General features: G+C 68.7%; 20 protein-coding genes. 13 read left to right on the forward strand and 7 right to left on the reverse strand.

All coding sequences use genetic code 11. The features are described 5' to 3' along the window. Window positions 1-4: 4 nt before the first annotated feature. Window positions 5-901 (reverse strand): LysR substrate-binding domain-containing protein, encoded by an 897-nt coding sequence (locus tag ACE3RQ_RS17790; RefSeq protein ID WP_374523420.1) that lies wholly within the window; start codon window positions 899-901, stop codon window positions 5-7. Window positions 902-1,015: 114 nt separating this feature from the next. Between ACE3RQ_RS17790 and ACE3RQ_RS17795 the strand changes: the two genes are divergently transcribed. The 5 genes from ACE3RQ_RS17795 (at window position 1,016) to tsaQ (ending at window position 6,216) form a co-directional block, all read left to right on the forward strand. Continuing rightward, window positions 1,016-2,059 (forward strand): Rieske 2Fe-2S domain-containing protein, encoded by a 1,044-nt coding sequence (locus tag ACE3RQ_RS17795; protein WP_374523421.1) that lies wholly within the window; start codon window positions 1,016-1,018, stop codon window positions 2,057-2,059. Next, complete coding sequence (locus tag ACE3RQ_RS17800) at window positions 2,056-3,009, forward strand: 2Fe-2S iron-sulfur cluster-binding protein (protein WP_374523422.1); 954 nt, start codon at window positions 2,056-2,058, stop codon at window positions 3,007-3,009. The genes ACE3RQ_RS17795 and ACE3RQ_RS17800 overlap by 4 nt, the downstream gene beginning before the upstream one ends. Before the next feature lie 13 nt (window positions 3,010-3,022). Next, window positions 3,023-3,781, forward strand: a complete 759-nt coding sequence (locus tag ACE3RQ_RS17805; protein ID WP_374523423.1) for an SDR family oxidoreductase — start codon at window positions 3,023-3,025, stop codon at window positions 3,779-3,781. After that, window positions 3,778-5,211, forward strand: coding sequence for an NAD-dependent succinate-semialdehyde dehydrogenase (locus ACE3RQ_RS17810; protein ID WP_374523424.1), 1,434 nt, complete (start codon window positions 3,778-3,780; stop codon window positions 5,209-5,211). The genes ACE3RQ_RS17805 and ACE3RQ_RS17810 overlap by 4 nt, the downstream gene beginning before the upstream one ends. A gap of 168 nt (window positions 5,212-5,379) precedes the next feature. After that, window positions 5,380-6,216, forward strand: coding sequence for an IclR family transcriptional regulator TsaQ (gene tsaQ / locus ACE3RQ_RS17815; RefSeq protein ID WP_374523425.1), 837 nt, complete (start codon window positions 5,380-5,382; stop codon window positions 6,214-6,216). A 19-nt stretch (window positions 6,217-6,235) separates the two neighbouring features. On the opposite strand, the gene ACE3RQ_RS17820 is transcribed toward tsaQ, so the two are convergent. The 5 genes from ACE3RQ_RS17820 to ACE3RQ_RS17840 are packed head-to-tail and all read right to left on the reverse strand — an operon-like array spanning window position 6,236 to window position 11,210. Further along, complete coding sequence (locus tag ACE3RQ_RS17820; RefSeq protein ID WP_374523426.1) at window positions 6,236-7,156, reverse strand: alpha/beta hydrolase; 921 nt, start codon at window positions 7,154-7,156, stop codon at window positions 6,236-6,238. Next, complete coding sequence (locus tag ACE3RQ_RS17825) at window positions 7,153-7,860, reverse strand: alpha/beta fold hydrolase (protein WP_374523427.1); 708 nt, start codon at window positions 7,858-7,860, stop codon at window positions 7,153-7,155. Before ACE3RQ_RS17825 ends, ACE3RQ_RS17820 begins: the two co-directional genes overlap by 4 nt. Continuing rightward, entirely contained in the window at window positions 7,857-9,374 is a 1,518-nt protein-coding gene (locus tag ACE3RQ_RS17830; RefSeq protein WP_374523428.1) for a carotenoid oxygenase family protein, read from the reverse strand. The genes ACE3RQ_RS17825 and ACE3RQ_RS17830 overlap by 4 nt, the downstream gene beginning before the upstream one ends. A gap of 34 nt (window positions 9,375-9,408) precedes the next feature. Then, a complete protein-coding gene (locus ACE3RQ_RS17835; RefSeq protein WP_374523429.1) occupies window positions 9,409-10,377 on the reverse strand; it encodes a Bug family tripartite tricarboxylate transporter substrate binding protein in 969 nt (322 codons plus the stop codon). Window positions 10,378-10,406: 29 nt separating this feature from the next. Continuing rightward, complete coding sequence (locus ACE3RQ_RS17840) at window positions 10,407-11,210, reverse strand: alpha/beta fold hydrolase (RefSeq protein WP_374523430.1); 804 nt, start codon at window positions 11,208-11,210, stop codon at window positions 10,407-10,409. A 198-nt stretch (window positions 11,211-11,408) separates the two neighbouring features. Here ACE3RQ_RS17840 and ACE3RQ_RS17845 point away from each other — a divergent pair, with 198 nt between their 5' ends. From ACE3RQ_RS17845 to ACE3RQ_RS17865, 5 genes are all read left to right on the forward strand, one after another. Next, window positions 11,409-11,564 (forward strand): hypothetical protein, encoded by a 156-nt coding sequence (locus ACE3RQ_RS17845; RefSeq protein ID WP_374523431.1) that lies wholly within the window; start codon window positions 11,409-11,411, stop codon window positions 11,562-11,564. 24 nt (window positions 11,565-11,588) lie between these two features. Then, entirely contained in the window at window positions 11,589-12,695 is a 1,107-nt protein-coding gene (locus tag ACE3RQ_RS17850) for a porin (RefSeq protein ID WP_374523432.1), read from the forward strand. Window positions 12,696-12,851: 156 nt separating this feature from the next. Further along, window positions 12,852-13,826: a Bug family tripartite tricarboxylate transporter substrate binding protein gene (locus tag ACE3RQ_RS17855; protein WP_374523433.1), complete on the forward strand. Its 975-nt coding sequence runs from the start codon at window positions 12,852-12,854 to the stop codon at window positions 13,824-13,826. 73 nt (window positions 13,827-13,899) lie between these two features. After that, window positions 13,900-14,634, forward strand: coding sequence for an SDR family NAD(P)-dependent oxidoreductase (locus tag ACE3RQ_RS17860; protein WP_374523434.1), 735 nt, complete (start codon window positions 13,900-13,902; stop codon window positions 14,632-14,634). Then, the gene (locus tag ACE3RQ_RS17865; protein ID WP_374523435.1) at window positions 14,631-16,127 is read left to right on the forward strand and encodes an aldehyde dehydrogenase; all 1,497 of its coding nucleotides are present in this window, start codon (window positions 14,631-14,633) and stop codon (window positions 16,125-16,127) included. Before ACE3RQ_RS17860 ends, ACE3RQ_RS17865 begins: the two co-directional genes overlap by 4 nt. Window positions 16,128-16,167: 40 nt before the next feature. Here the strand turns inward: ACE3RQ_RS17865 and ACE3RQ_RS17870 are convergent, their stop codons facing one another. Then, on the reverse strand, window positions 16,168-17,064 hold the full coding sequence (locus ACE3RQ_RS17870; protein WP_374523437.1) for a LysR family transcriptional regulator: 897 nt from the start codon (window positions 17,062-17,064) through the stop codon (window positions 16,168-16,170). A 138-nt stretch (window positions 17,065-17,202) separates the two neighbouring features. Between ACE3RQ_RS17870 and ACE3RQ_RS17875 the strand changes: the two genes are divergently transcribed. The 3 genes from ACE3RQ_RS17875 to ACE3RQ_RS17885 are packed head-to-tail and all read left to right on the forward strand — an operon-like array spanning window position 17,203 to window position 21,707. Next, window positions 17,203-18,363 (forward strand): acyl-CoA dehydrogenase family protein, encoded by a 1,161-nt coding sequence (locus ACE3RQ_RS17875; protein ID WP_374523438.1) that lies wholly within the window; start codon window positions 17,203-17,205, stop codon window positions 18,361-18,363. Window positions 18,364-18,406: 43 nt separating this feature from the next. Continuing rightward, entirely contained in the window at window positions 18,407-19,627 is a 1,221-nt protein-coding gene (locus ACE3RQ_RS17880) for a CaiB/BaiF CoA transferase family protein (RefSeq protein ID WP_374523439.1), read from the forward strand. Between the two features lie 49 nt (window positions 19,628-19,676). Next, on the forward strand, window positions 19,677-21,707 hold the full coding sequence (locus ACE3RQ_RS17885; RefSeq protein WP_374523440.1) for a 3-hydroxyacyl-CoA dehydrogenase NAD-binding domain-containing protein: 2,031 nt from the start codon (window positions 19,677-19,679) through the stop codon (window positions 21,705-21,707). Window positions 21,708-21,818 lie beyond the last annotated feature (111 nt).

A 21,818-nucleotide genomic window follows, 5' to 3' on the forward strand; every position in this document is an offset into this window, starting at 1 on the left:
GCGATCAGCCCGTCTGCAAGGCGTGGTGCTGAATCCAGCGGATCAGGCCGGCCGCGGCCGGGGTCACCGGCAGGTCGTGCCGGCGCAGCACGTAAATGGTGGGGTTGGGCAGGGCGTCTTGCAGCGGGATGCTGCAGAGCTGGTCTTTGAAGGCGTTGCGCTCGTAGAGGGTGCGCGGCATGGTGGTGAGCAGGTCGGAATGGGCCACCACGCCGGGCAGGGCCAGGAACGATTCGCACACCAGGCCCAGCTTGGGCTCGGGCAGGCCGTATCGGGCGAAGGCGTCGCGAATGATGGCGCCGGGGCCGCGCGGCGCGCTGGAGAAAGCCCAGCGGCACTCTTGCAGCTCGGCCAGGCGCGTGGCGTTTGCCATGGGGTGCTGGCGCTGGCCGACGATGACCACGTCGCTCACGTACAGCGGCTGGGCTTCCAGGTCGGTGTCGATGTCGTGCTTGTGGGCGGCGGTGAGGGCGAAGTCCAGCGTGCCGTCGCGCAACTGGGGCGACACCGCGGGGTACAGGCCATCGCGCACGTTCACGGTGACGTCGGGGAACTCGCGGGCAAAGCTGGCCAGCGCCAGCGGCAGGGCCGCCAGGGCAATGGCGGGCGAGGCGGCGAAGGTGATGTGCCCCTCCCAGCGCCCGCGAAGCTGGCCGATTTCCTCTTGCGCGCGGCGGCTCTCGGTCACGATCAGCCGCGCGTGCTTCATGAAGGCCTGCCCGAAGGACGTGAGGCTCACGCCGCGCTTGGTGCGCACCAGCAGCGGGGCCTTCAGCTCGTCTTCCAGTTGCTGGATGGCCGCCGACAGAGCGGGTTGCGAGAGGTGCAGCAACTGCGCCGCTGCGCGCAGGCTGCCCACTTCCTCAATGCAGATGAGTGCCTGCAGCGTCTGGAGCTTCACGGCAATGTCCCGGTTCAGTGATTGGAAAAACCGATCATATCGCCGAAAAAACGATTTGTTGTGTTCAGTGCTGCGTCACTAGCATCCTGCAAAACCCCAACAAGGAGACACTGCATGTTCATCCGCAATTGCTGGTACGTGGCGGCCTGGGACACCGAAATTCCCGCCAAAGGCCTGTTCCACCGCACCCTGCTCAACGAGCCCGTTCTGCTCTACCGCGACACCCAGGGCCGCGTGGTGGCGCTGGAAAACCGCTGCTGCCACCGCTCGGCGCCGCTGCACATTGGCCGCCAGGAAGGCGACTGCGTGCGCTGCCTGTACCACGGCCTGAAGTTCAACCCCAGCGGCGCCTGCGTCGAGATTCCGGGGCAGGAACAGATCCCGCCCAAGACCTGCATCAAGAGCTACCCGGTGGTGGAGCGCAACCGCCTGGTCTGGATCTGGATGGGCGACCCGGCGCGCGCCAACCCCGACGACATCGTCGATTACTTCTGGCACGACTCGCCCGAGTGGCGCATGAAGCCCGGCTACATCCACTACCAGGCCAACTACAAGCTGATCGTGGACAACCTGCTGGACTTCACCCACCTGGCCTGGGTGCACCCCACCACGCTGGGCACCGACAGCGCCGCCTCGCTCAAGCCCGTGATCGAGCGCGACACCACCGGCACTGGCAAGCTCACCATCACCCGCTGGTACCTCAACGACGACATGCCCAACCTGCACAAGGGCGTGGCCAAGTTCGAGGGCAAGGTGGACCGCTGGCAGATCTACCAGTGGTCGCCCCCGGCCCTGCTGCGCATGGACGCCGGCTCGGCGCCCACCGGCACCGGCGCGCCCGAGGGCCGCCGCGTGCCCGAGGCGGTGCAGTTCCGCCACACCTCGATCCAGACCCCCGAGACCGAGACCACCAGCCACTACTGGTTCTGCCAGGCGCGCAACTTCGACCTGGACGACGAGGCCCTCACCGAGAAGATCTACCAGGGCGTGGTCGTGGCCTTTGAAGAAGACCGCACCATGATCGAGGCGCAGCAAAAAATCTTGAGCCAGGTGCCCGAGCGGCCCATGGTGCCCATCGCCGCCGACGCGGGCCTGAACCAGGCCCGCTGGCTGCTGGACCGCCTGCTCAAGGCCGAGAACGGCGGGACCGCGCCATGAGCGCCGATGTGCCCGTGATCGTGGCCGCCGTGCGGGCGGTGGCCCGCGACGTGCTGGCGCTGGAACTGCGCCACGCCAACGGCCAGCCCCTGCCCGGCGCCAGCGCCGGTGCCCACATTGACCTCGCCCTGCCCAACGGCCTGGTGCGCCAGTACTCGCTGGTGAACGCCACCGGCCAGGCCACCATGGACTGCTACCAGGTGGCCGTGGGCTGGGACGCCAACAGCCGTGGCGGCTCGGTGTGGATTCACGAAAAGCTCAAGGTGGGCCAGGCCCTGCGCGTGAGCGCACCGCGCAACCTGTTCGAGATGGCGCCCGAGCACCGCCGCGTGCTGCTGCTGGCCGGTGGCATTGGCGTCACGCCCATCTACGCCATGGCCCAGGCCTGCGCGCAGCAAGGCGTGGACGTCGAGCTGTGGGCCAGCGCCCGCTCGGCCCCGCGCCTGGCCTACCTGGAAGAACTCAAGGCACTGCTGGGCCAGCGCCTGCACCTGCACGCCGACGACGAGCAGGGCGGCCCCATGAACCTCACCGAGCGCCTGGCCACCCAGCGCTGGGACGCGGTCTACGCCTGTGGCCCCGCGCCCATGCTGGACGCGCTCACCGCCGCCACCGCCCACTGGGCGCCGGGCTCGGTGCGCATGGAACGCTTCAAGGGCGCCGAGCAGCCCGCCAGCGAGCGCCAGCCCTTTGAGCTGGTGCTGCAGCGCGCCGGCCTGAGCACCACGGTGGACGCGCACGAGAGCGTGCTCGACGCCATGGAGCGCGTGGGCGTGGACTTCCCCTGGTCGTGCCGCGAAGGCATTTGCGGCACCTGCGAAGCGCCGGTGCTCGAAGGCGAGGTGCAGCACCTCGATTACGTGCTCTCGCCCGAAGAACGCGCCGAACAGCGGCGAATGATGGTCTGCGTGTCGCGTTGTGGCGGCGGCCGGCTGGTCCTGGACATCTGAACAACCCAACACCATGAACCTGAACAAACAAGTGGCCATCGTGACCGGTGGCGCCTCGGGCTTTGGCGCGGCCATCGCCCGCCGACTCAGCCAGGCCGGCGCGGCCGTGCTGGTGGCCGACCTCAACGCCGAGGGCGCGCAGCGCATGGCGACCGAACTCAACGAGGCCGGTGGCCGCGCCCTGGGCATGGCCTGCGACGTGTCGAAAGAGGCCGACTACCGCGCGGTGGTCGATGCCGCCATCGCCCAGCTCGGCGGGCTGCACATCGTGGTGAACAACGCCGGCACCACGCACCGCAACAAGCCGGCGCTGGCCGTGACCGAAGACGAGTTCGACCGCGTTTACCGCGTGAACCTGAAAAGCGTGTACTGGTCTGCCCAGTGCGCCTTGCCCCACTTCGCCCAGCAAGGGCATGGGGTGATGGTCAACGTGGCCTCCACCACCGGCGTGCGCCCCGGCCCGGGCCTGACCTGGTACAGCGGCAGCAAGGCCGCCATGATCAACCTCACCAAAGGCCTGGCGCTGGAGTTCGCCCGCTCGGGCGTGCGCATCAACGCGGTGAACCCCATGATCGGCGAGACGCCCATGATGGCCGACTTCATGGGCATGGAAGACACGCCCGCCAACCGCGAGCGTTTCCTCTCGCGCATTCCGCTGGGCCGCTTCACCCGCCCCGACGACGTGGCCTCGGCCGTGGCTTTCCTCGCGTCGGATGACGCCAGCTTCCTCACCGGCGTGTGCCTGGACGTGGACGGGGGCCGCAACATATGAGCACCGCGTCCTACCGCTGCCCCGAGCTGCTGATCGGGGGCGAATGGCGCCCTGGCCGCCACGAGCAACGCCTGGTGGTGCGCAACCCCGCCACCGGCGAGCCGCTGGACGAGCTGCGCCTGGCCAGTGCCGACGACCTGCAACTCGCCCTGCAAACCACGCAGCAAGCCTTTGAGCACTGGCGCCAGGTGCCCGCGCACGAGCGCTGCGCCCGCCTGGAGCGCGGCGTGGCCCGCCTGCGCGAGAACACCGAGCGCATCGCCCACCTGCTCACGCTGGAGCAGGGCAAGACCCTGGCCGAGGCCCGCATGGAATGCGCCATGGCGGCCGACCTGATCAAGTGGTACGCCGAAGAAGCGCGCCGCGTGTACGGCCGCGTGATCCCGGCCCGCCTGCCCAACAGCCGCATGGAGGTGTTCAAGTTCCCGGTCGGCCCGGTGGCGGCGTTTTCGCCCTGGAACTTTCCCCTGGTGCTCTCGGCGCGCAAGCTGGGTGGCGCCATCGCGGCGGGTTGTTCCATCGTGCTCAAGGCGGCCGAGGAAACCCCGGCCAGCGTGGCCGCCATGGTGGACTGCCTCAACCAGGAGCTGCCCCCCGGCGTGGTGCAACTGCTCTACGGCGTGCCCGCCGAGGTGTCGCAGGCGCTGATCGCCTCGCCCGTGGTGCGCAAGGTCACCTTCACCGGCTCGGTGCCGGTGGGCCGCCACCTGGCCGAGCTGTCGGCCCGCCACCTCAAGCGCATCACGCTGGAGCTGGGCGGCCACGCGCCGGTGATCGTGTGCGGCGACGCCGACATTGCGCGCACCGTCAACCTGATGGTGCAGCACAAGTTCCGCAACGCCGGCCAGGCCTGCCTGGCGCCCACCCGCTTCTTCGTGGACCGCCGCATTTACGGCGACTTCGTGGACGCCTTCGGCGCCGCCACCCAGGCCCTGCGCGTGGGGGCGGGCATGGCGGCCGAGACCCAGATGGGCCCGGTGGCCAGCGCGCGCCGCCAGGCCGCGGTGCAAGACCTCATTGCCCGCTCGGTGGCGGCTGGTGCGCGGCCCGTGGCCAGCGCCGTGCCCGAGGCCGGTTACTTCGTGGCGCCCACCCTGCTGGCCGACGTGCCGCTGGACGCGCCGGTGATGAGCGAAGAGCCCTTCGGCCCCGTGGCCTGCGCCGTGCCCTTCGAGTCGCTGGACCAGGCCATCGCCCAGGCCAACCACAACCCGTATGGCCTGGCGGGCTACCTGTTCACCGATTCGGCCAAGGCCATCCTGGCCGTGTCCGAGCGGCTGGAGGTGGGCAGCCTGGCCGTGAACGGCATGGGCGTGTCGGTGCCCGAGGCCCCGTTTGGCGGCGTGAAGGACAGCGGCTACGGCAGCGAATCGGGCACTGAGGGCATGGAAGCCTTCCTCGACACCAAGTTCATGCACTACGTGGCCTGACGCTTGAAGGTGGGCCAGGCGGGCTGGGGGCTCGCCTGGCGCGTGTTTTCACGGGGCACTGGCGCCTTCTCTATCCGGTACAGTTCGGGCCCGCCCCGCGCACTCGGGTGGTCGCCTTGCACACAGGTGGCCGCTCAGGCGGCGGGGCAACTTGAGAAGCACCACCCCATGGCGACCCACGTGAAGACACCGGACCAACTCCAGGAATCGGGGACAGGCCTCGTGCATTCCCTGGCCAAGGGGCTCGAAATCCTGTCTTGTTTTTCCGAGGGCGAGCTGCTGGGCAACCAGCAACTGGTGGAGCTCACCGGCCTGCCCAAGGCCACGGTGTCGCGCCTCACGTCCACGTTGGTCAAGCTCGGCTACCTGCAGGTGGACCCGCGCTCGCGCAAGCTGGCCATGGGGGCTCGCGTGCTGGGCCTGGGCGTGAGCGTGCAGCGCAAGCTGGGCCTGCAGCGCATCGCGCGGCCGCACATGGAAGCCCTGAGCCAGCGCTTTGGCCTGACCGTGACCATGGGCACGCGCGATCGCCTGTCGGTGGTGCTGCTGGAGGTGTGCCGCCCGCCCAGTCTGGCGAGCCTGGTGGTGAATTTCGACGCCGGCACCCACCTGCCGCTGAGCCAGACCTCACTGGGCCTGGCCAGCCTGGTCAACACCCCGGTGAAAGACCGTGAGCAGGTGATCGAAGGCCTGCGCAAGCAACTGGGCGATCAATGGGTGGAGGCGCGCAACCGCATCGAGCGCGCCCACCAGGAACACGAGCGCTATGGCTACATCGTGTCGCAGCGCTCGCTGGGGCGCGACGTGAGCGGGGTGGCGGTGGGCATGGTGCCCATGGGCAGCAACACGCCCTATGTCTTCCACATGGCCGGGCCGTCCAACCAGATGCCGCTGTCCCTGATGCGAAGCGACATGGGGCCAGCCCTGAAGCAGATGGTGCAGGACATTCAGGCGGAAATGCGCGCCGCCCGCCCGCCCAAGCTGGTGGTGCCCAAAGAGTTCTGAGCGGCGCGCGCCTGGGCGCTTACGCGCCCACGGGCCCCAGGTGTTCCACGAACCAGGCCAGGGCGGCCGAGCTGGCTTTCTCGAACTCGCGCTGGTAGGGCACGAAATGGTCGCCCGGCAGCAGCACCAGTTGCTTGGGCTGCAAGGCGCGCTCGTAGGCGGCCAGGGCCAGGTCGGTGGGCGTGGTGGTGTCGTGCGTGGTCACCACCATGAGCAAGGGCGTGGGGCTGATGTGGTGGATGTGCGCGCCCGGCTCGAACTCGGCCGACATGGCCACCGAACTCAGCGTCACCCGGTTGCGCCAGGTGCTTGAGAGCGCCAAGCCCTGGCCGTAGAAGGCCACCGCCTCGGGGGCGCGGTAAATGGGGCTGGGGCCATCGGCCTCGGGGATCAGGGCGCGCCAGGTGGGGGCGTGGCCGGCGGCCAGGCGGTCGCGCTCCTGGGCGAACCCGTCGTGCACGGCCTGCTGCTGCTCGGGGGGCACCCGGCGGCGCAGTTGCTCGCTGCCGCTGATGATGGGCACCTGCGCCACCACGCAGGCCACGCGGCGGTCTTGCGCGGCCACCTGCAGCACCTGGCCGCCGCTGTAGCTGGTGCCCCAGAGGCCAATGCGCTCGCGCGCCACCTGCGGCTGCGCGCGCAGCCAGGTGATGGCGTGGCGGTAGTCGCGCGCCTGTTGCTCGGGGTCGGCTTCCTGGCGCGGCTCGCCCGTGCTGTGGCCAAAGCCCCGGTGGTCAAAGACCAGCACGGCCAGGCCGGCGCGGGCGAAGCGCTCGGCGAAGCGGTCCAGAAACATGTCCTTCACCGCGCCGAAGCCGTGGGCCATCACCACCGCGGGCCAGGGGCCCTGGGTGGTGGGTTGGTACCACCAGGCGGCCAGGTCGGCGCCGGGCACCGGCACGGTCACGTCGTGCCGCACAAAGCCGGGTGTGTGGTTCACGCCGCGCCTTCCACCCAGGCCTGCAGCGCAGCGGCCACGGCGGCGGGTTGCTCCATGGGGGCCAAGTGGCCGGCGTGCGCCACGGTCTCGACGCGGGCGCCGGGAATGTGGCGGGCGTAGGCCTGCAAGGTCTCGGGGGCGAACACCCGGTCGTGCGAAGCGGCCAGCACCAGCGTGGGCCGGTCGCCGTTGAGCAGGTGGCTGCGGTCGGGCCGCGCGGCCGTGGCGCGCACGTGGGCGGCGTAGGTCTGCGGGCCGTAGGCCTGCACCATGCGCTGGCGCGCGGCCATCAGGGCGCTGTTGTTCAGGCTGTCGGGGTGGAAGGCATTGCCCGCTTGCGCCGACACCATCTCGAAGTAGCGCCCCTGGGCCACGGCGTCCAGCGCGGCCAGGCGCTTTTGCGCCGCCGCTTCGCTGTCGGCAAAGGGGGCGGTGCAGAGCAGGGCGATGCCCTGCACGCGCTCGGGCGCGGCCTCCAGCATGGCCAGGGCCACGTAGCCGCCGAAGGAAAAGCCCGCCAGCCAGAAGCGCTCGGGCAACTGGGCCAGCCAGGCCTGGGCAATGGCCTCCACCGTCTCCAGTGGCGGGTTGTCCAGGGCGTGGGGCGTGATGCCGGCGGGCAGGTGGGCCACCACGCCGTCGAACACGGCCCGGGTGTTGTTGAGCCCGGGCACCAGGGCGAGGTGTTGGGTGGTGCTCGTCATGCCGGCAGGTAGCGCGGGTTGCGGTTTTCGCCGTGAATGCGGTCGCCTTCCACCCAGCAGGCGTGCGTGCCGGCCGAAATGCGGTGCGGCAGGATGATGCGCGCCAGCGGGCCACGGGTGATGTCTTGCGCCGGGATCACCCAGCACTCCGACTGGTTCTCGGCCATGTTGTTCACGAAGGTGAGCACGTAGCCGTCGTCTTCGCTGGTGGCGCCCACGCGGCGGCCGATCTGCGGCTCGCTGCCGTAGCGGCCCTTGCCGTACTCCAGCGATTGCGTCTGGCGCGTGAACATGTCGTAGCGCTTCAGACCACGGAACAGCCACTCGCCCTTTTCGTACAGCACGTTGAAGCTGTAGCGGTAGGGGCGGCCCACGTAGTCGTTGGACACCACCGGGAATTCGGTGATCTCGTCGTCGATCTGCTCTTCCTTCGTCTCGCCGGTCTTCAGGTTGAAGCGCCAGCGGTACATGAGCGTGGGGTTGTTGTGCTTGTCCAGGTGCGCGCGGATCTTGTCGTACGCGGCCTGGCGGCCTTCGCTGGTGCTCTGACCCACGTTGGGCTTGTGGGGGTTGGGCATGATGCAGCCGTCCATCACCACCTCGTCGCCGTCTTCGTAGCAGTTGGCCAGGTGCAGGATGTGGCAGGGCGTGCCCTCGAACCAGCGCACCGAGGCGGAGTCACCAAAGCGCGGCAAGATGCCAAAGCGCGCCGGGCGGTCGCGGTAGAAGGTCATCTTGCGCTGGCCCTTGGCCAGCAGCTCGTTGTCGAAGTGGAACGGCAGGTCGTGCAGGATGGTGTAGTTCTTGGTGATGCCCAGGTCGTGCGGCCAGCGGGCGCCGGGCAGGTCGATGGGCACGTAGTGCACCAGGCGGTTGTGCTTGTCCACCACGCCGTAGTTCATGTACGGCGGCTTCTCCGGGTAGTTGAAGAACATCATGTGCCCGGTCTCGTTGTCGATCTTGTAGTGCGAGGCCACGCCATCGGGCACGAAGCGCGCCCAGTCGGGGTCGGCACCCAGGGTCTCCAGGGTGATCGGGTCCAGGCGCCAGGGCTCGCTGCCCTGTGACATGCCGGCCAGCAGCTTGCCGGCGTGGATCTTCACGTCGGTGCCGGCGTTGTCTTTCATGGCGCCCATCGAGCCCCAGCCACGGCGGGCCTGCAGTTGCGGTGAGAGCATGCCGGGCCATAGCGAGCGGCCGGCGGCCTGCTCGGCCAGGAAGCCGGTGGTTTCCACGAAGCGGTTGCGGTAGGTGGCCTTGCCGTTCTCGAAGTGCATGGCGTGCAACATGCCGTCGCCGTCGAACGGGTGGTACATGCCGATGGACTCGTGCACCTGGTTGTGCGTGTTGCGCACGTAGATGCCGTGCAGGTCTTTCGGGATTTCGCCAATCACCTTCATGCTGTCGGTGTCGGCCACCCACTCTTCCATGGCGGGCTGGAAAGGGCCTTTCAGGAAGGGGTGGTCGTTGTCGGGGCTGATGGTCGATTGGAAGGTTCGCAGAATCTTTTGCATGTCGGGCTCCTTTGGGGTCGATGAAGAGGGGCGATCAGTTCAGCTTCACCGCGCCTGAGCGCAGCAGCTCCGAGTACTTCTTGGTGCCGGCCTTCACCTCGTTGACGAAGTGCTCCGGCGTGCCGGCCACCACCTGGTAGCCCATGTCCTCCAGCCGCTTCTTCACGGCCGGGGTGTTCAGTGCCTTCACGAAGGCGGCGTTGAGCTTGCTCAGCACCGGGGCCGGTGTGCCCTTGGCCACCACGTAGCCCACCCAGCCGTCGGTGGTGAAGTCAATGCCCAATTCCTTGAAGCTGGGCACGTTGGGCAGCGAGTTCACGCGCTTGGCCGAGGTCACGGCCAGGGCGGTCACCTGCCCGGCGTCCACATAGGTCTTGCCGGTGTTGGACACCAGGGCGTAGTGCAGCGAGCCGCCCGCGATGTCGTTGAGCATCGCGCCCTCGCCCTTGTAGGGCACGTGGGCGGTGTCAATGCCCAGCTTCTGGGCCATGAGCACGTTGTTGAAGTGAAAGCTCGTGCCCGCGCCGGGGGTGCCGTAGTTCAGGTCGCCCGGCTTCTTCTTGGCCAGGGCCACGAAGTCGTTCACCGTTTTCACGCCCAGGCGGTTGTCCACCACCAGGGCCATGAAGGTGTCCACCGCGATGGTGATGGGCTCGAACTGCTCCAGCGGCTTGATCTTGTAGTCGGGGTTGGTCAGGGGCAGGGTCACCATGGTGGCCGGCACCACCAGGGCCACGGTGTAGCCGTCCTTGGGGGCTTGCAGCACGCCTTGCAGGCCGATCTGCCCGCCCGCGCCGGCCTTGTTCTCGATCACCACCGAGGTGTTGAGCGCCTTGCCCACCTCTTCGCCCACGATGCGCGAGACGATGTCGGTCAGGCCGCCGGCGGGGTAGGGCACCACCAGCTTGATGGGGCGCTCGGGCCACTCGCCCGCGTGGGCGGTGCCGAGGGCGGCCGCCGCCAGCACCGTGGGCAGCAGCTTGGCAAGAAGCGAACGAATCATGGTGTGTCTCCTGTCTTGTGGGGGTGGGCTCAGGCGGCCTGCACGCGGTCTTTGATGAAGCGCAGCAGGTGCTGGTTGAACAGTTCGTGCTGCTCGGCGAAGGCGTAGTGGGCGGCGTCGGGAATGAGGCAGTAGTCGGCGTGGGGCACGAACTGCGCCTTGATGCGCTCCATGCCCTCAGGGCGGCCCACCTTGTCGTACTGGCCGGCCAGCAGCAGCGTGGGCACCTTCACCGACTTGAGGTTGTCCACGCCCTCGTATTCCGTGATGGCCTTGATGGCCGCGCAGAAGGTCTCTTTGGCAGTGCTCAGGGCCACTTCGCGCACCAGCTCCACCATCGGGCCCTTGGACATGGGCGCGAACATCGAATTCACCACCGGCGCGGCGGTCTCGCGGAACGACTTGCCGTTGTTCAGCGGGTCAATGCGCTCGGCCAGGAAGGTCTTGCGGTCTTCCTCGCTCTTCTGGCTGAAGGAGGCCACGGTGGCCGAAATGGCAATGGCGTGCACCTTGTTTGGCCGCGCCGCGTACACCGCCGGCGTGGTGATGCCGCCCATGCTGTGGCCCAGCACCACGTTGGTGGTGGTGCCTTCCTTGTCGATCAGGCGGCCCGCCGCCTCGGCCAGGCCTTCGATGCTCAGGCCGCCTTCGGGCAGGGGGCTGATGCCGTAGCCCGGGGCGTCCCAGGCCACCACGCGCAGTCCGGCGCGCACCAGGGTCTCGATCTCGTGGCGGAAGTAGTCCTTGGAGCCATAGGCGCCGTGCAGCAGGAAGACGGTGGTATCGGCGTGGCCGGCGACTTGGTAATCGGGCAGGCGGGAATGGTCGTTCATGGCACTCAATGGGCGGTTGGGTTGGGGTGAATCCAGCGCAATGGATGGCGGAAAAGATTGCAGAAAAGATGGCGGAAATGGCGCGACGGCTTTTCGGCAATGGGGCGCAGTATGCGAGGCGGTCTGGGCGCTTGCATGGCCAAACGGCAAGAGTTCCGGTGTGCGGAACTTCGGGTTTTTTGCCTAGGGAAATTGCCCATGCGCCAAGCTTCCGAGTTCCGTCTGGTGGAACTCGGCGCATTTGCGATGGCCTTCGCCATCGGCCCCCACCACCATTCGCGGCGCGGAAATTTCCGCACCGATTGCCGCCAATCCGTCTCGCGTTGCTGTGGGCGGCGGCGGCAAAAAAAATGAACGCCATTAGCCTTTGGAGACCCCATGTTTAGCCGTTTGAATTCGCATTTCGTTTGCCCGCCCGCGAAAGCCGCCGTGGCCGCTGGCCTGCTGTTCGCCTCTGCCGGTGCCGCCCTGGCCCAGTCCAGCGTCACCTTGTTTGGCGCGGTGGACCTGGGGGTGCGCCACGTGAAGAACAGCAAGGGCTCACTCACCTCGATGAACAGCGGCAACAACGCCACCTCGCGCTGGGGCCTGCGCGGTGAGGAAGACCTGGGCGGCGGCCTGAAGACCAGCTTCTGGCTGGAATCCACCGTGGCCGCCGACACCGGCGTGGGCGGCACCGGCGCCACCTTCTGGGACCGCCGCGCCACCCTGAGCCTGAGCGGCAACTTCGGCGAACTGCGCCTGGGCCGCGACTACACGCCGCTGTTCCGCGCCTACACCAGCGCCGACACCTTTGGCTACGTGGGCGCCGCCGGCATGGGCATGCTCTACAGCTCCACCGCCTCCAACGTGGTCTCGCGCGCCTTCGGCGCCGCCAGCACCAACACCTCGATCGCGCGCACCAACAACGCCATCCAGTACTACACCCCCGCTGGCCTGGGCGGCTTCTACGCCAACGCCATGATCTCGGGCCGTGAGGCCGGCACCGCCGCTGGCGACTTCAGTTTCCACGGCCTGCGCGTGGGCTACAGCGACAAGAGCAACGACGTGTCGGTGTACAGCGGCAAGACCAACCTGAGCACCAGCGACAGCGACTTCACGCTGCAGGGCGTGGTGGGCACCACCAAGTGGAACGACGTGAAGATCACCGCCGGCCTGGCCCAGATGCGCTTCATGAACGCCAAGCAGTCCAACTTCAGCCTGGGCGCCGAGTGGCCCGTGGGCCAGGGTGCGATTCGCGCCATCTACCACCGCATCAACCAGTCGGGCCTGACCGCCGCCAACGTGAGCGTGGACGGCGACGACGTCAACGCCCTGGGCCTGGGCTACGTGCACAACCTCTCCAAGCGCACCGCCGTGTACGGCACCACCATGTTCGTGTCCAACAAGGGCAACGCGAAGTTCGTGGTGCCGGGTGGCGCCTCCGGCATTGCCGGTGGCTCGTCCTCGCGCGGTTACGAGGTGGGCCTGCGCCACCACTTCTGATCCTGAGGGCCCTGCACCAGTCGGTCGCCCGACCGATTGGTGCAGATTGGTTCCGACAGGCGAAACAGTGGCGGGAAACGGGTGGGTCGGGCCGGCAGGCCGCCCGACACTAGCGCCCGGCCAGGCCAACGGACCATTCATTCCAAGGAGACAAGCATGTCAACGATCAACCGTCGCCAATCCATCGTGCTGTGCGCCGCCGCTGTGCTGGGCGCGCCCGCCCTGGCATCTTCCCCGCGCTTTCCCAGCCAGCCCATCAAGGTGGTGGTGCCCTACCCGGCGGGTGGCAACGCCGACAACATCGCCCGCGTGTTCTCCAAGCGCTTTGGCGAAGAACTGAAAACCCCGGTGGTGGTGGACAACAAGGGCGGCGCCTCGGGCACCATCGGCGCCGACTCGGTCTACAAGGCCAACGCCGACGGCTACACCCTGCTGCTGACCGTCACCTCGCAGCTCACCTCGGTGCCCGCCGGCGTGAAGCCCACCTACAACGCCATCAAGGACTTCACCCCGGTGGTGGGCCTGTGCGTCACCCCGCTGGCCTTTGCCGTGGGCGAGGGCACGGGCGTGAAGTCGATGAAAGAGCTGGAGGCCTGGGTCAAGGGCCGCAAAGTGGCCTACGGCTCGTACGGCAAGGGCACGTCCACCCACGTGATGCAGCACCATCTCATGAAGCAGCTCGGCGCCAAAGACGCCGCCCACGTGCCCTACCGTGGCGAGAGCCCCATGGTGGCCGACATGCTCGGCGGCCAGGTGGACATGGGCTTTGTCGGCATTGGCCAGGCGCGCGAATTGCAAAAGAACGGCCGCGTTCGCATTCTGGCCGTGGTGGCCACCCAGCGCAGCGAATTCCTGCCCGATGTGCCCACCTTCACCGAATTGGGCTACAAGGACCTGGATTGGTCTTATGGCGTGGCCGTTTACGCCGCCAGCAAAACGCCGGAACCCATTCTCAAGGCATTGCAGGACGCCGCCAAAAAGGTCATGCAAGACCCGGAAGTGCAAAAAGCCTATCGCGCCCAATCGAATCAGCCCTGGCTCAATGTGAGTTTGGATGAAATGAAGAAACGATTGGTATTGGACACCGACAACTGGGCCAAGGCATTGGCCGAAGTTGGCACGATTGAATAAATTCAGGGAGATCAATTTGTCTCGGGAAAATATCAGTTCCCAATTTGTGCCCGCGCCTGGGCGGAAATTGGTGGTGGTGGGTGGCTGTGGCGGCATGGGCCGCTCGCTGGTGGGCCTGGCGCGCGCGCTGGGCCTGCAGGTGGCGGTGCTGGACATCGCCCGCTCGATCGAGGCCTTCCCCCCGCCAGAGGGTGTGCTGGCGCTGCCGTGCGACGTGCGCAACGAGGCCGAGGTGCAAGCCGCCTTCGCCACCCTCACCCAGCAGTGGGGCGCCATCGACAGCCTGGTGAACCTGGCCGGCTACACCGGCGAGCGCGTGGCCGTGGCCGACATGAAGACCCACGAGTGGGACGACATCCTCAACACCGACCTGCGCGGCATGTTCCTGGTGGCCCGCGCGGCCGCCCCCCTGCTGCAAAGCGCCGCCGCCCAGGGCGGCTCGCCCGCCGCGGTGCTGGTGTCGTCCACCTTCGGCGTGCGCGTGCCGCACGTGGGCTACGCGCCGTACGCGGCCTCCAAGGCCGGCGTCATCAACCTGGTGCGCGCGCTGTCCACCGAGTGGGCGCCCGCCGTGCGCGTGAACGGCATCGCCCCTGGCGTGGTGGACACCGCTTTCCTCAAGGGCGGCACCGGCCGCGACGTGAAGGCCACCGGCCTGGACATGAACCGCTTTCTCACCGGCGTGCCCCTGGGCCGCCTGGGCCAGCCCGACGACATTGCCCAGGGCATCTTGTTCCTGCTGAGCCCGGCGGCCAGCTACATGACCGGGCAGACCATCCACATCAACGGCGGGAGCTTCATGGCATGAGCACGCAGGCCTCTTCTATTTCGCGCGAGTGCGTCACCAGCTACATCGACGGTCAGTGGCAGCCCGCGGGCGCTCACCTGCTGGACGTGGTCAACCCCGCCACCGAGCAGGTGGTGGCCCGGCTGTCTGAGGCCGACGCGGCCGAGACCGACCGCGCCGTGCAGGCCGCCCGCCGCGCCCACCAGCAAGGCGTGTGGGCCGGCAAGCCGGCCGCCGAGAAGCAGGCCATCTTCCGCCAGATCGCCCAGCTCACCGAGGCCCACCTGGACGAACTCGCCCAGCTGGAGTCGCTCAACAGCGGTCTGCCCCTGCGCTACCTGCGCTCGCGCCAGTTGCCGCGCATCGTGCGCAACTTCTCCTTCTTTGCCGACTGGCAGTCGCAAAACGTGGAGAAGGCCGGCATTCAAGACGACCAGTACCTGCGCTACGTGCTGCGCGAGCCCGCTGGCGTGGCGGCCCTGATCTCGCCGTGGAACGCCCCGCTGGCCCTGGCCTCCACCAAGATCGCCGCGGCCCTGTCGTTTGGCAACTGCTGCGTGCTCAAGACCGCCGAGACCACGCCGCTGGCGGTGGCGCGCTTCATGGAAATCCTCACCCAGGCCGGCGTGCCACCGGGCGTGGTGAACCTGATCAACGGGCGCGGCGCCGTCACCGGCGATGCCCTGGTGCGCCACCCCGACGTGCGCGTGGTGTCCTTCACCGGCGGCACGGCCACCGGCCGCGCCATCGCGGCCGCCGCCGCGCCCGGCCTGAAGCGCGTGGACCTGGAGCTGGGCGGCAAGTCGGCCAACATCGTCACCGCCACCGCCAACCTGGACGACGCGCTCGACGGTGCGCTCACCTCCATCTACACCAACAACGGCCAGCAGTGCTTCGCCGGCTCGCGCATCCTGCTGCACCGCTCGATCGCCGACGAGTTCATTCGCCGCTTCGTGGCGCGCGCCCAGGCCATTCGCGTGGGCGACCCGCTGGACCCGGGCACCGAGGTGGGCCCGTTGTCCAACGCGGCGCATTACGCCCGCGTGGTGTCCTTCGTGGCCCTGGCCGAGCAAGAGGGCGGCCGCCTGCTGTGCGGCGGCAAGCGCCCGGCGAACCTGCCCACCGGCTACTACCTGGAGCCCACGGCGGTGCTCATGCCGTCCAACGACAACCGCGTGTGCCAGGAAGAAATCTTCGGCCCCTTCGCGGCCTTCCAGGTGTTTGACGATTTCGAGGACGCGATCCGCATCGCCAACGCCTCCGAGTTCGGCCTGGTGAGCTACCTCTGGAGCAACGACCTGGCCCAGGTGAACCGCGCCACCCGCGCCATTGAAGCCGGCGTGGTGCTGGTCAACACCCCCATGGTGCTGGACCTGCGCTTCCCCTTTGGCGGCTACAAGAACTCGGGCGTGGGCCGCGAGGGCATCGAGGGCATGCGCCACTTCTACACCGAGGAAAAGACGGTGACCATCGCGCTCAAGCGCCCGCCCATGGAGCGCCTGGGCGCGGCCTGACGCGGGCTTGGCCTGCGTCGGTGCCAGTTCAGCAAAAGGCTCAGTCGCGCAGCGACTGGGCCTTTTCTGCAATGAAGTCCACGAACGAGCGCACCGCCAGCGTCTGGTAGCGGTCGGGCATGCGCAGCAGGAACAGGCGGCTGCCGAAGATGCTCAGGCGCCAGTCGCTCAGGCCCGCCACCACGCGGCCCTCGGCCATGTCTTGCGCCACCACGTAGCGCGGCACCAGGCCCACGCCCAGGCCCGCCAGGATGGCCTGGTGCAGGAACTGGAAGTTCTCTGAGGCGATGCTGGGCTGCAGCTTCAGCTCGTGGCGCTGCTCGCCCAGGTAGCCCGCCACCCGCAGCTCGCGCCCGGCCGCTGGCGAGGTGATCACCGGCACCCGCTGCAGCCCGTCCAGGTGCGCGGGCAGGCCGTGGGCCTGCGCGTAAGCGGCCGAGGCGCAGGCCACGTAGCGCACCACGCCCAGCTCTTTGGCCACCAGCGCCTCAGGCGGCTCGGTCATCACCCGAATGGCCACGTCCACCTCGTCGCGCAGCAGGTCGTCCACCCGGTTCTCGAACAGCAGCTCCAGGCTGATGTCGGGGAAGCGCTGCTTGAACTCGATCAGCCAGTCCGTCATCACCCACTGCCCAAAGCCGGTGGGCACGCTCACCCGCACCGAGCCGTGCAGGCCCCGCGCCAGCGTGGCCACGGCCTCTTCGGCGGCCAGCAGTTCATCACGAATGTGTTTGCCGTGGCGGTAGAGCGTGAGACCGATTTCGGTGGGCTCGATGCGCCGCGTGGTGCGCCGGATGAGCTGCACCCCCACGGCTTTCTCCAACTGCTGCAGCCGGTGGCTCACGTTGGCCCGGCTGACCTTGAGCTTCTCGGCCGCGCGGCTGAGGCCGCCCGCGTCCACGATGTCCACCAGCAGCAGCAGTCCAGAGAAGTCCATGGCTTGATTGTCAAAAAAAATGTGACGTTGTTTTCAAAAAAAGCGGAATTGTCAACGAATTGACTCCCTATCACAATGCCAGCCGGTCGTGCCCCCACGGGTGGGGTGCGCGTGAACACGGCTTTTGAGACACCACACATGGCACTGGACAACGAGACCTTTTCTTTGCTGCTGGACAGCGTGCAGCGCTTCGTGCGCGAGCGCCTGGTGCCGGCGGAAAACAGCGTGGAAGAACACGACGAGGTGCCCGCCGACATCGTGGACGACATGAAAGAGCTGGGCCTGTTCGGCCTGTCCATTCCCGAGGAATGGGGCGGCATTGGCCTGTCGATGGCGCAGGAGTGCGAGGTGGCCTTCGAGCTGGGCCAGACCGCCCTGGCCTTCCGTTCGGTGGTGGGCACCAACATCGGCATTGGCTCGCAAGGCATCCTCATGGACGGCACGCCCGAGCAGAAGGCCCGCTACCTGCCGCGCATCGCCTCGGGCGAGCTCATCGTGTCCTTCGCCCTGACCGAGCCCAACGCCGGCTCGGACGCGGCCTCGCTGCAAACCCGCGCCGTGGCCGATGGCGACGACTACCTCATCAGCGGCGCCAAGCGCTACATCACCAACGCGCCGCGCGCCGGCGCCTTCACCCTGATGGCGCGCACCGGCGGGCCCGGCGCCAAGGGCGTGTCGGCCTTTGTGGTGCCGGCTAACCTGCCGGGCATCACCCTGGGCAAGCCCGACAAGAAGATGGGCCAACGCGGCACCAAGACCTGCGACGTGTACCTCGACAACGTGCGCGTGCCAGCGGCCAACATCATCGGTGGCGTGCCGGGCAAGGGCTTTGGCACCGCCATGAAGGTGCTCGACCGCGGGCGCCTGCACGTCTCGGCCCTGGCCTGCGGCATGGCCCAGCGCATCCTGAACGAGAGCCTGGCCTACGCGCAGGAGCGCCGCCAGTTCGGCCAGAAGATCGGCGACTTCCAGCTCATCCAGGCCATGCTGGCCGACAGCCAGGCCGAGCTGCTGGCCGGGCGCGCCATGGTGCAGGCCGTGGCCCAGCGCTACGACGCCAAGCCCGTGGGCCAGAGCGACCCCGAGGTGAGCATGCAGGCCTCGTGCGCCAAGCTCTTCACCACCGAAATGGTGGGCCGCGTGGCCGACCGTGGCGTGCAGATCCACGGGGGCGCGGGCTACATCAACGAATACAAGGTCGAGCGCTTCTACCGCGACGTGCGCCTGCTGCGCCTGTACGAAGGCACCACGCAGATTCAGCAACTCATCATCGGCAAGCACCTGATGCGCCAGGCCTGAGACCCACCGCCACACGAGACACAAGAGACACAAGAGACGCCCCATGGGACCGCTTCAACACCTTCGCGTACTGGACCTCACCCGCGTGCTCGCCGGGCCCTGGTGCACCCAGACCCTGGCCGACCTGGGGGCCGATGTCATCAAGATCGAGCGCCCCGGCCAGGGCGACGACACCCGCCAGTGGGGCCCGCCCTTCGCGCCCGACGCGCAAGGCCAGCCCACCACCGAGGCCGCCTACTTCCTGGCGGTGAACCGCAACAAGCGCTCCGTCACGCTGGACATCGCCACCCCTGAGGGCCAGCAGATCGTGCGCGAGCTGGTGGCCCAGTGCGACGTGCTGGTGGAGAACTTCAAGGTCGGCGACATGCGCCGCTACGGGCTGGATTACGAGTCGCTGCGCGCCGAGCACCCCGGGCTGGTGTATTGCTCCATCACCGGCTTCGGGCAGACCGGCCCCTACGCGCCGCGCGCCGGCTACGACTTCATCGTGCAGGGCATGGGCGGCTTCATGAGCGTCACCGGCGAAGGCGAGCAGGTGCCCGGCTCGTCGCCACAAAAGGCCGGCGTGGCCATTGCCGATCTGTTCACCGGCGCGCAGGCCACCATCGCCATCCTCGCGGCGCTCACGCACCGCGACCGCACCGGCGAAGGCCAGCACCTGGACATCTGCCTGCTCGACACCCAGGTGGCCATGATGGCCAACATGGCCACCAACTACCTGGCCACCGGCCAGTCGCCCGTGCGCTGGGGCAACGCCCACCCCAACATCGTGCCGTACCAGACCTTCCAGGTGGCCGACGGCTGGGTGATCGTGGCCTGCGGCAACGACAGCCAGTTCCGCAAGCTCACCGAGGTGGCCGGCGCGCCCGAACTGGCCAGCGACGAGCGCTTCAGCACCAACCCGCAGCGCGTGCGCCACCGCCAGGTGCTCATTCCCCTGCTCGACGACCTCATGCGCCACAAGACCCGCGCGCAGTGGATCGCCGCGCTGGAGGCCGCGGGCGTGCCCTGCGGCCCCATCAACCAAATGGCCGACGTGTTCCAAGACCCGCAGGTGCTGGCGCGCGACATGCTGGTGCGCCTGCCGCACCCCACCGCCGGGCAGGTGAGCGTGCCCGGCAGCGCCCTGAAGCTCTCGGGCACGCCCGTGGCCTACCGCAGCGCGCCGCCGCTGCTGGGCCAGCACACGCAAGAGGTGTTGCAGTCCCTGACCTCGCTGTCGGCCGACGACCTGCAAGACCTGCAGGCGCGCCGCGTCATCTGAGCCCGCGCCGCCCCCGCGCCCCCTTTTTGTTTTGCCCCTCCTGCTGCCCATGGACATCGCCGTCATTCGCCTCGACCACCCGCCCGTCAACAGCCTGAACCTGGCGCTGCGCCGCTTCATGGTGGAGGCCATCGACGCCGCCGAGGCCAACCCCACGGTGCGCGGCATCGTGCTCGCCGGCAGCGCCAAGGCCTTCTCCGCCGGGGCCGACGTGAGCGAGCTGGGCACGCCCGCGCAACTGCAAGAGCCCATTCTGTTGAGCGTGCTGGCCCGCGTGGCCCACTGCCGCAAGCCGGTGGTGGCCGCCATCACCGGCGTGGCGCTGGGCGGTGGGCTGGAGCTGGCCATGAACTGCCACGGCCGCGTGGCCCAGGCCGATGCCAAGGTGGGCCTGCCCGAAATCCAGCTCGGCCTCATTCCCGGCTCCACCGGCACCCAGTTGCTGCCGCGCCTGGTGGGCGTGGACCTGGCGCTGGACCTGATGCTGGCCGGGCAGACCCGCAGCGCCCAGTCGCTGGCCAGCAGCGGCCTGTTCGACGCGGTGGTGAGCACCGACCCGGTGGCCGCCGCCAGCGAGCTGGCCCGCCGCTGGGCCGAGCCTGGTGCCGCGCCACTGCCCGTGCGCCAGCGCCCGCTGGACGCCGCCCGCGTGCAGGCCCAGGTGGCCGAGCACCGCGCCCGCCTCACCCCGCGCCAGCGCCTGCAACCCGCTTACGCCGCCCTGCTTGACGCGGTGCAGGCGTGTGCCCTGCCGTTCGAGCAAGGCGCGGCGCGCGAGCGCGAGCTGTTCCTGGGCCTGCTGTCCAGCACGCCGGCCCAGGCGCTGCGCCACCAGTTCAAGGCCGAGCGCGAGGCCAGCCGCCTGCCGCAGGCCGAGGGCGTGGCGCCCCGCGCCGTGCACACCGTGGCCGTGGTGGGCGCGGGCACCATGGGCACCGGCATTGCCATCTGCGCGCTCGACGCCGGCCTGCAGGTGCTGCTGCTGGAGCAAGACGCCGACGCCCTGGCGCGCGGCCAGGCCCGCGTGGCCGAGCACTACCGCTCGCGCGTGGCCGCCGGCAAAGTGAGCGCCGCCGTGGCCGAGCAGGCCCAGGCCCGCCTGAGCACCACCCTGAACTGGCCCGCGCTGGCCCAGGCCGACGCGGTGATCGAGGCGGTGTACGAAGACCTGGGCGTCAAGCGCGAGGTGTTCCAGCGCATCGACCGCCACGCCCGTGCCGGTGCGGTGCTGGCCACCAACACCTCGTACCTCGACATCGACGCCATCGCCCAGGCCACCACCCGCCCGCAAGACGTGCTGGGCCTGCACTTCTTCAGCCCCGCCAACGTGATGAAGCTGCTGGAAGTGGTGCGCGGCGCGCAGACCGCGCCCGACGTGCTGGCCACCGGCATGGCGCTGGGCAAGGCCCTGAAGAAGCTGCCCGTGCCCTGCGGCAACGCCTTCGGCTTCATTGGCAACCGCATCTACAACGCCTACCGCCGCCAGTGCGAGTTCATGCTGGAAGACGGCGCCTGGCCCGAAGACGTGGACCGCGCCCTCACCGGCATGGGCTTCGCCATGGGGCCGTTTGCCGTGGCCGACCTCTCGGGCCTGGACATTGCCTGGCGCATGCGCCTGGCCCAGGCCGCCACGCGCGACCCGCGCGAGCGCTACGTGGACGTGCTCGACCGCCTGTGCGAACAAGGCCGCCTGGGCCGCAAGACCGGCGCGGGCTACTACACCTACACCGATGGCCGCGCCGCCCCCGGCACCGACGCCGTGGTGCGCCAGCTCATCGAGCAGGCCAGCGCGCGCCGGGGCATCACGCGCCAGCCGCTGGACGCCGCCACCATCTGCCGCCGCGCCCTGCTGGCCATGGTGAACGAGGCCGCCTGGCTGTATGCCGAAGGCGTGGCCGCGCGGCCCAGCGACATTGACGTGGTGCTGGTGCAAGGCTATGGCTTCCCGCGCTGGGAAGGTGGCCCGGTGTTCTGGGCCCGCCAGCAAGACCGCGCCACGCTGCAACGCGACCTGCAGGCCCTGGTGGCCGCCTCAGGCCACGGCCACCGCGTGGCCGACCTCGGCCCCTTGTTGGACTGATCGACTTTTTTGCTTCACCCCTCACCATGAACCACGCCCAACACCACGCCTTTATCTGCGACGCCATCCGCACCCCCTTCGGCCGCTACGGCGGCGCGCTCAGCAGCGTGC

The organism is Hydrogenophaga sp. (assembly GCF_041913525.1).
Taxonomy (GTDB): Bacteria; Pseudomonadota; Gammaproteobacteria; order Burkholderiales; family Burkholderiaceae_C; genus Hydrogenophaga.

What these genes read in the sequence shown, in the direction of transcription:
- ACE3RQ_RS17840 (WP_374523430.1), bottom strand. Translation starts at nt 11,210, where the DNA reads ATGAACGACCATTCCCGCCTGCCCGATTACCAAGTCGCCGGCCACGCC.
- ACE3RQ_RS17870 (WP_374523437.1), bottom strand. Translation starts at nt 17,064, where the DNA reads ATGGACTTCTCTGGACTGCTGCTGCTGGTGGACATCGTGGACGCGGGC.
- ACE3RQ_RS17810 (WP_374523424.1), top strand. Translation starts at nt 3,778, where the DNA reads ATGAGCACCGCGTCCTACCGCTGCCCCGAGCTGCTGATCGGGGGCGAA.
- tsaQ (WP_374523425.1), top strand. Translation starts at nt 5,380, where the DNA reads ATGGCGACCCACGTGAAGACACCGGACCAACTCCAGGAATCGGGGACA.
- ACE3RQ_RS17800 (WP_374523422.1), top strand. Translation starts at nt 2,056, where the DNA reads ATGAGCGCCGATGTGCCCGTGATCGTGGCCGCCGTGCGGGCGGTGGCC.
- ACE3RQ_RS17875 (WP_374523438.1), top strand. Translation starts at nt 17,203, where the DNA reads ATGGCACTGGACAACGAGACCTTTTCTTTGCTGCTGGACAGCGTGCAG.
- ACE3RQ_RS17795 (WP_374523421.1), top strand. Translation starts at nt 1,016, where the DNA reads ATGTTCATCCGCAATTGCTGGTACGTGGCGGCCTGGGACACCGAAATT.
- ACE3RQ_RS17855 (WP_374523433.1), top strand. Translation starts at nt 12,852, where the DNA reads ATGTCAACGATCAACCGTCGCCAATCCATCGTGCTGTGCGCCGCCGCT.
- ACE3RQ_RS17865 (WP_374523435.1), top strand. Translation starts at nt 14,631, where the DNA reads ATGAGCACGCAGGCCTCTTCTATTTCGCGCGAGTGCGTCACCAGCTAC.
- ACE3RQ_RS17825 (WP_374523427.1), bottom strand. Translation starts at nt 7,860, where the DNA reads ATGACGAGCACCACCCAACACCTCGCCCTGGTGCCCGGGCTCAACAAC.
- ACE3RQ_RS17850 (WP_374523432.1), top strand. Translation starts at nt 11,589, where the DNA reads ATGTTTAGCCGTTTGAATTCGCATTTCGTTTGCCCGCCCGCGAAAGCC.
- ACE3RQ_RS17830 (WP_374523428.1), bottom strand. Translation starts at nt 9,374, where the DNA reads ATGCAAAAGATTCTGCGAACCTTCCAATCGACCATCAGCCCCGACAAC.
- ACE3RQ_RS17835 (WP_374523429.1), bottom strand. Translation starts at nt 10,377, where the DNA reads ATGATTCGTTCGCTTCTTGCCAAGCTGCTGCCCACGGTGCTGGCGGCG.
- ACE3RQ_RS17880 (WP_374523439.1), top strand. Translation starts at nt 18,407, where the DNA reads ATGGGACCGCTTCAACACCTTCGCGTACTGGACCTCACCCGCGTGCTC.
- ACE3RQ_RS17805 (WP_374523423.1), top strand. Translation starts at nt 3,023, where the DNA reads ATGAACCTGAACAAACAAGTGGCCATCGTGACCGGTGGCGCCTCGGGC.
- ACE3RQ_RS17885 (WP_374523440.1), top strand. Translation starts at nt 19,677, where the DNA reads ATGGACATCGCCGTCATTCGCCTCGACCACCCGCCCGTCAACAGCCTG.
- ACE3RQ_RS17845 (WP_374523431.1), top strand. Translation starts at nt 11,409, where the DNA reads ATGCGCCAAGCTTCCGAGTTCCGTCTGGTGGAACTCGGCGCATTTGCG.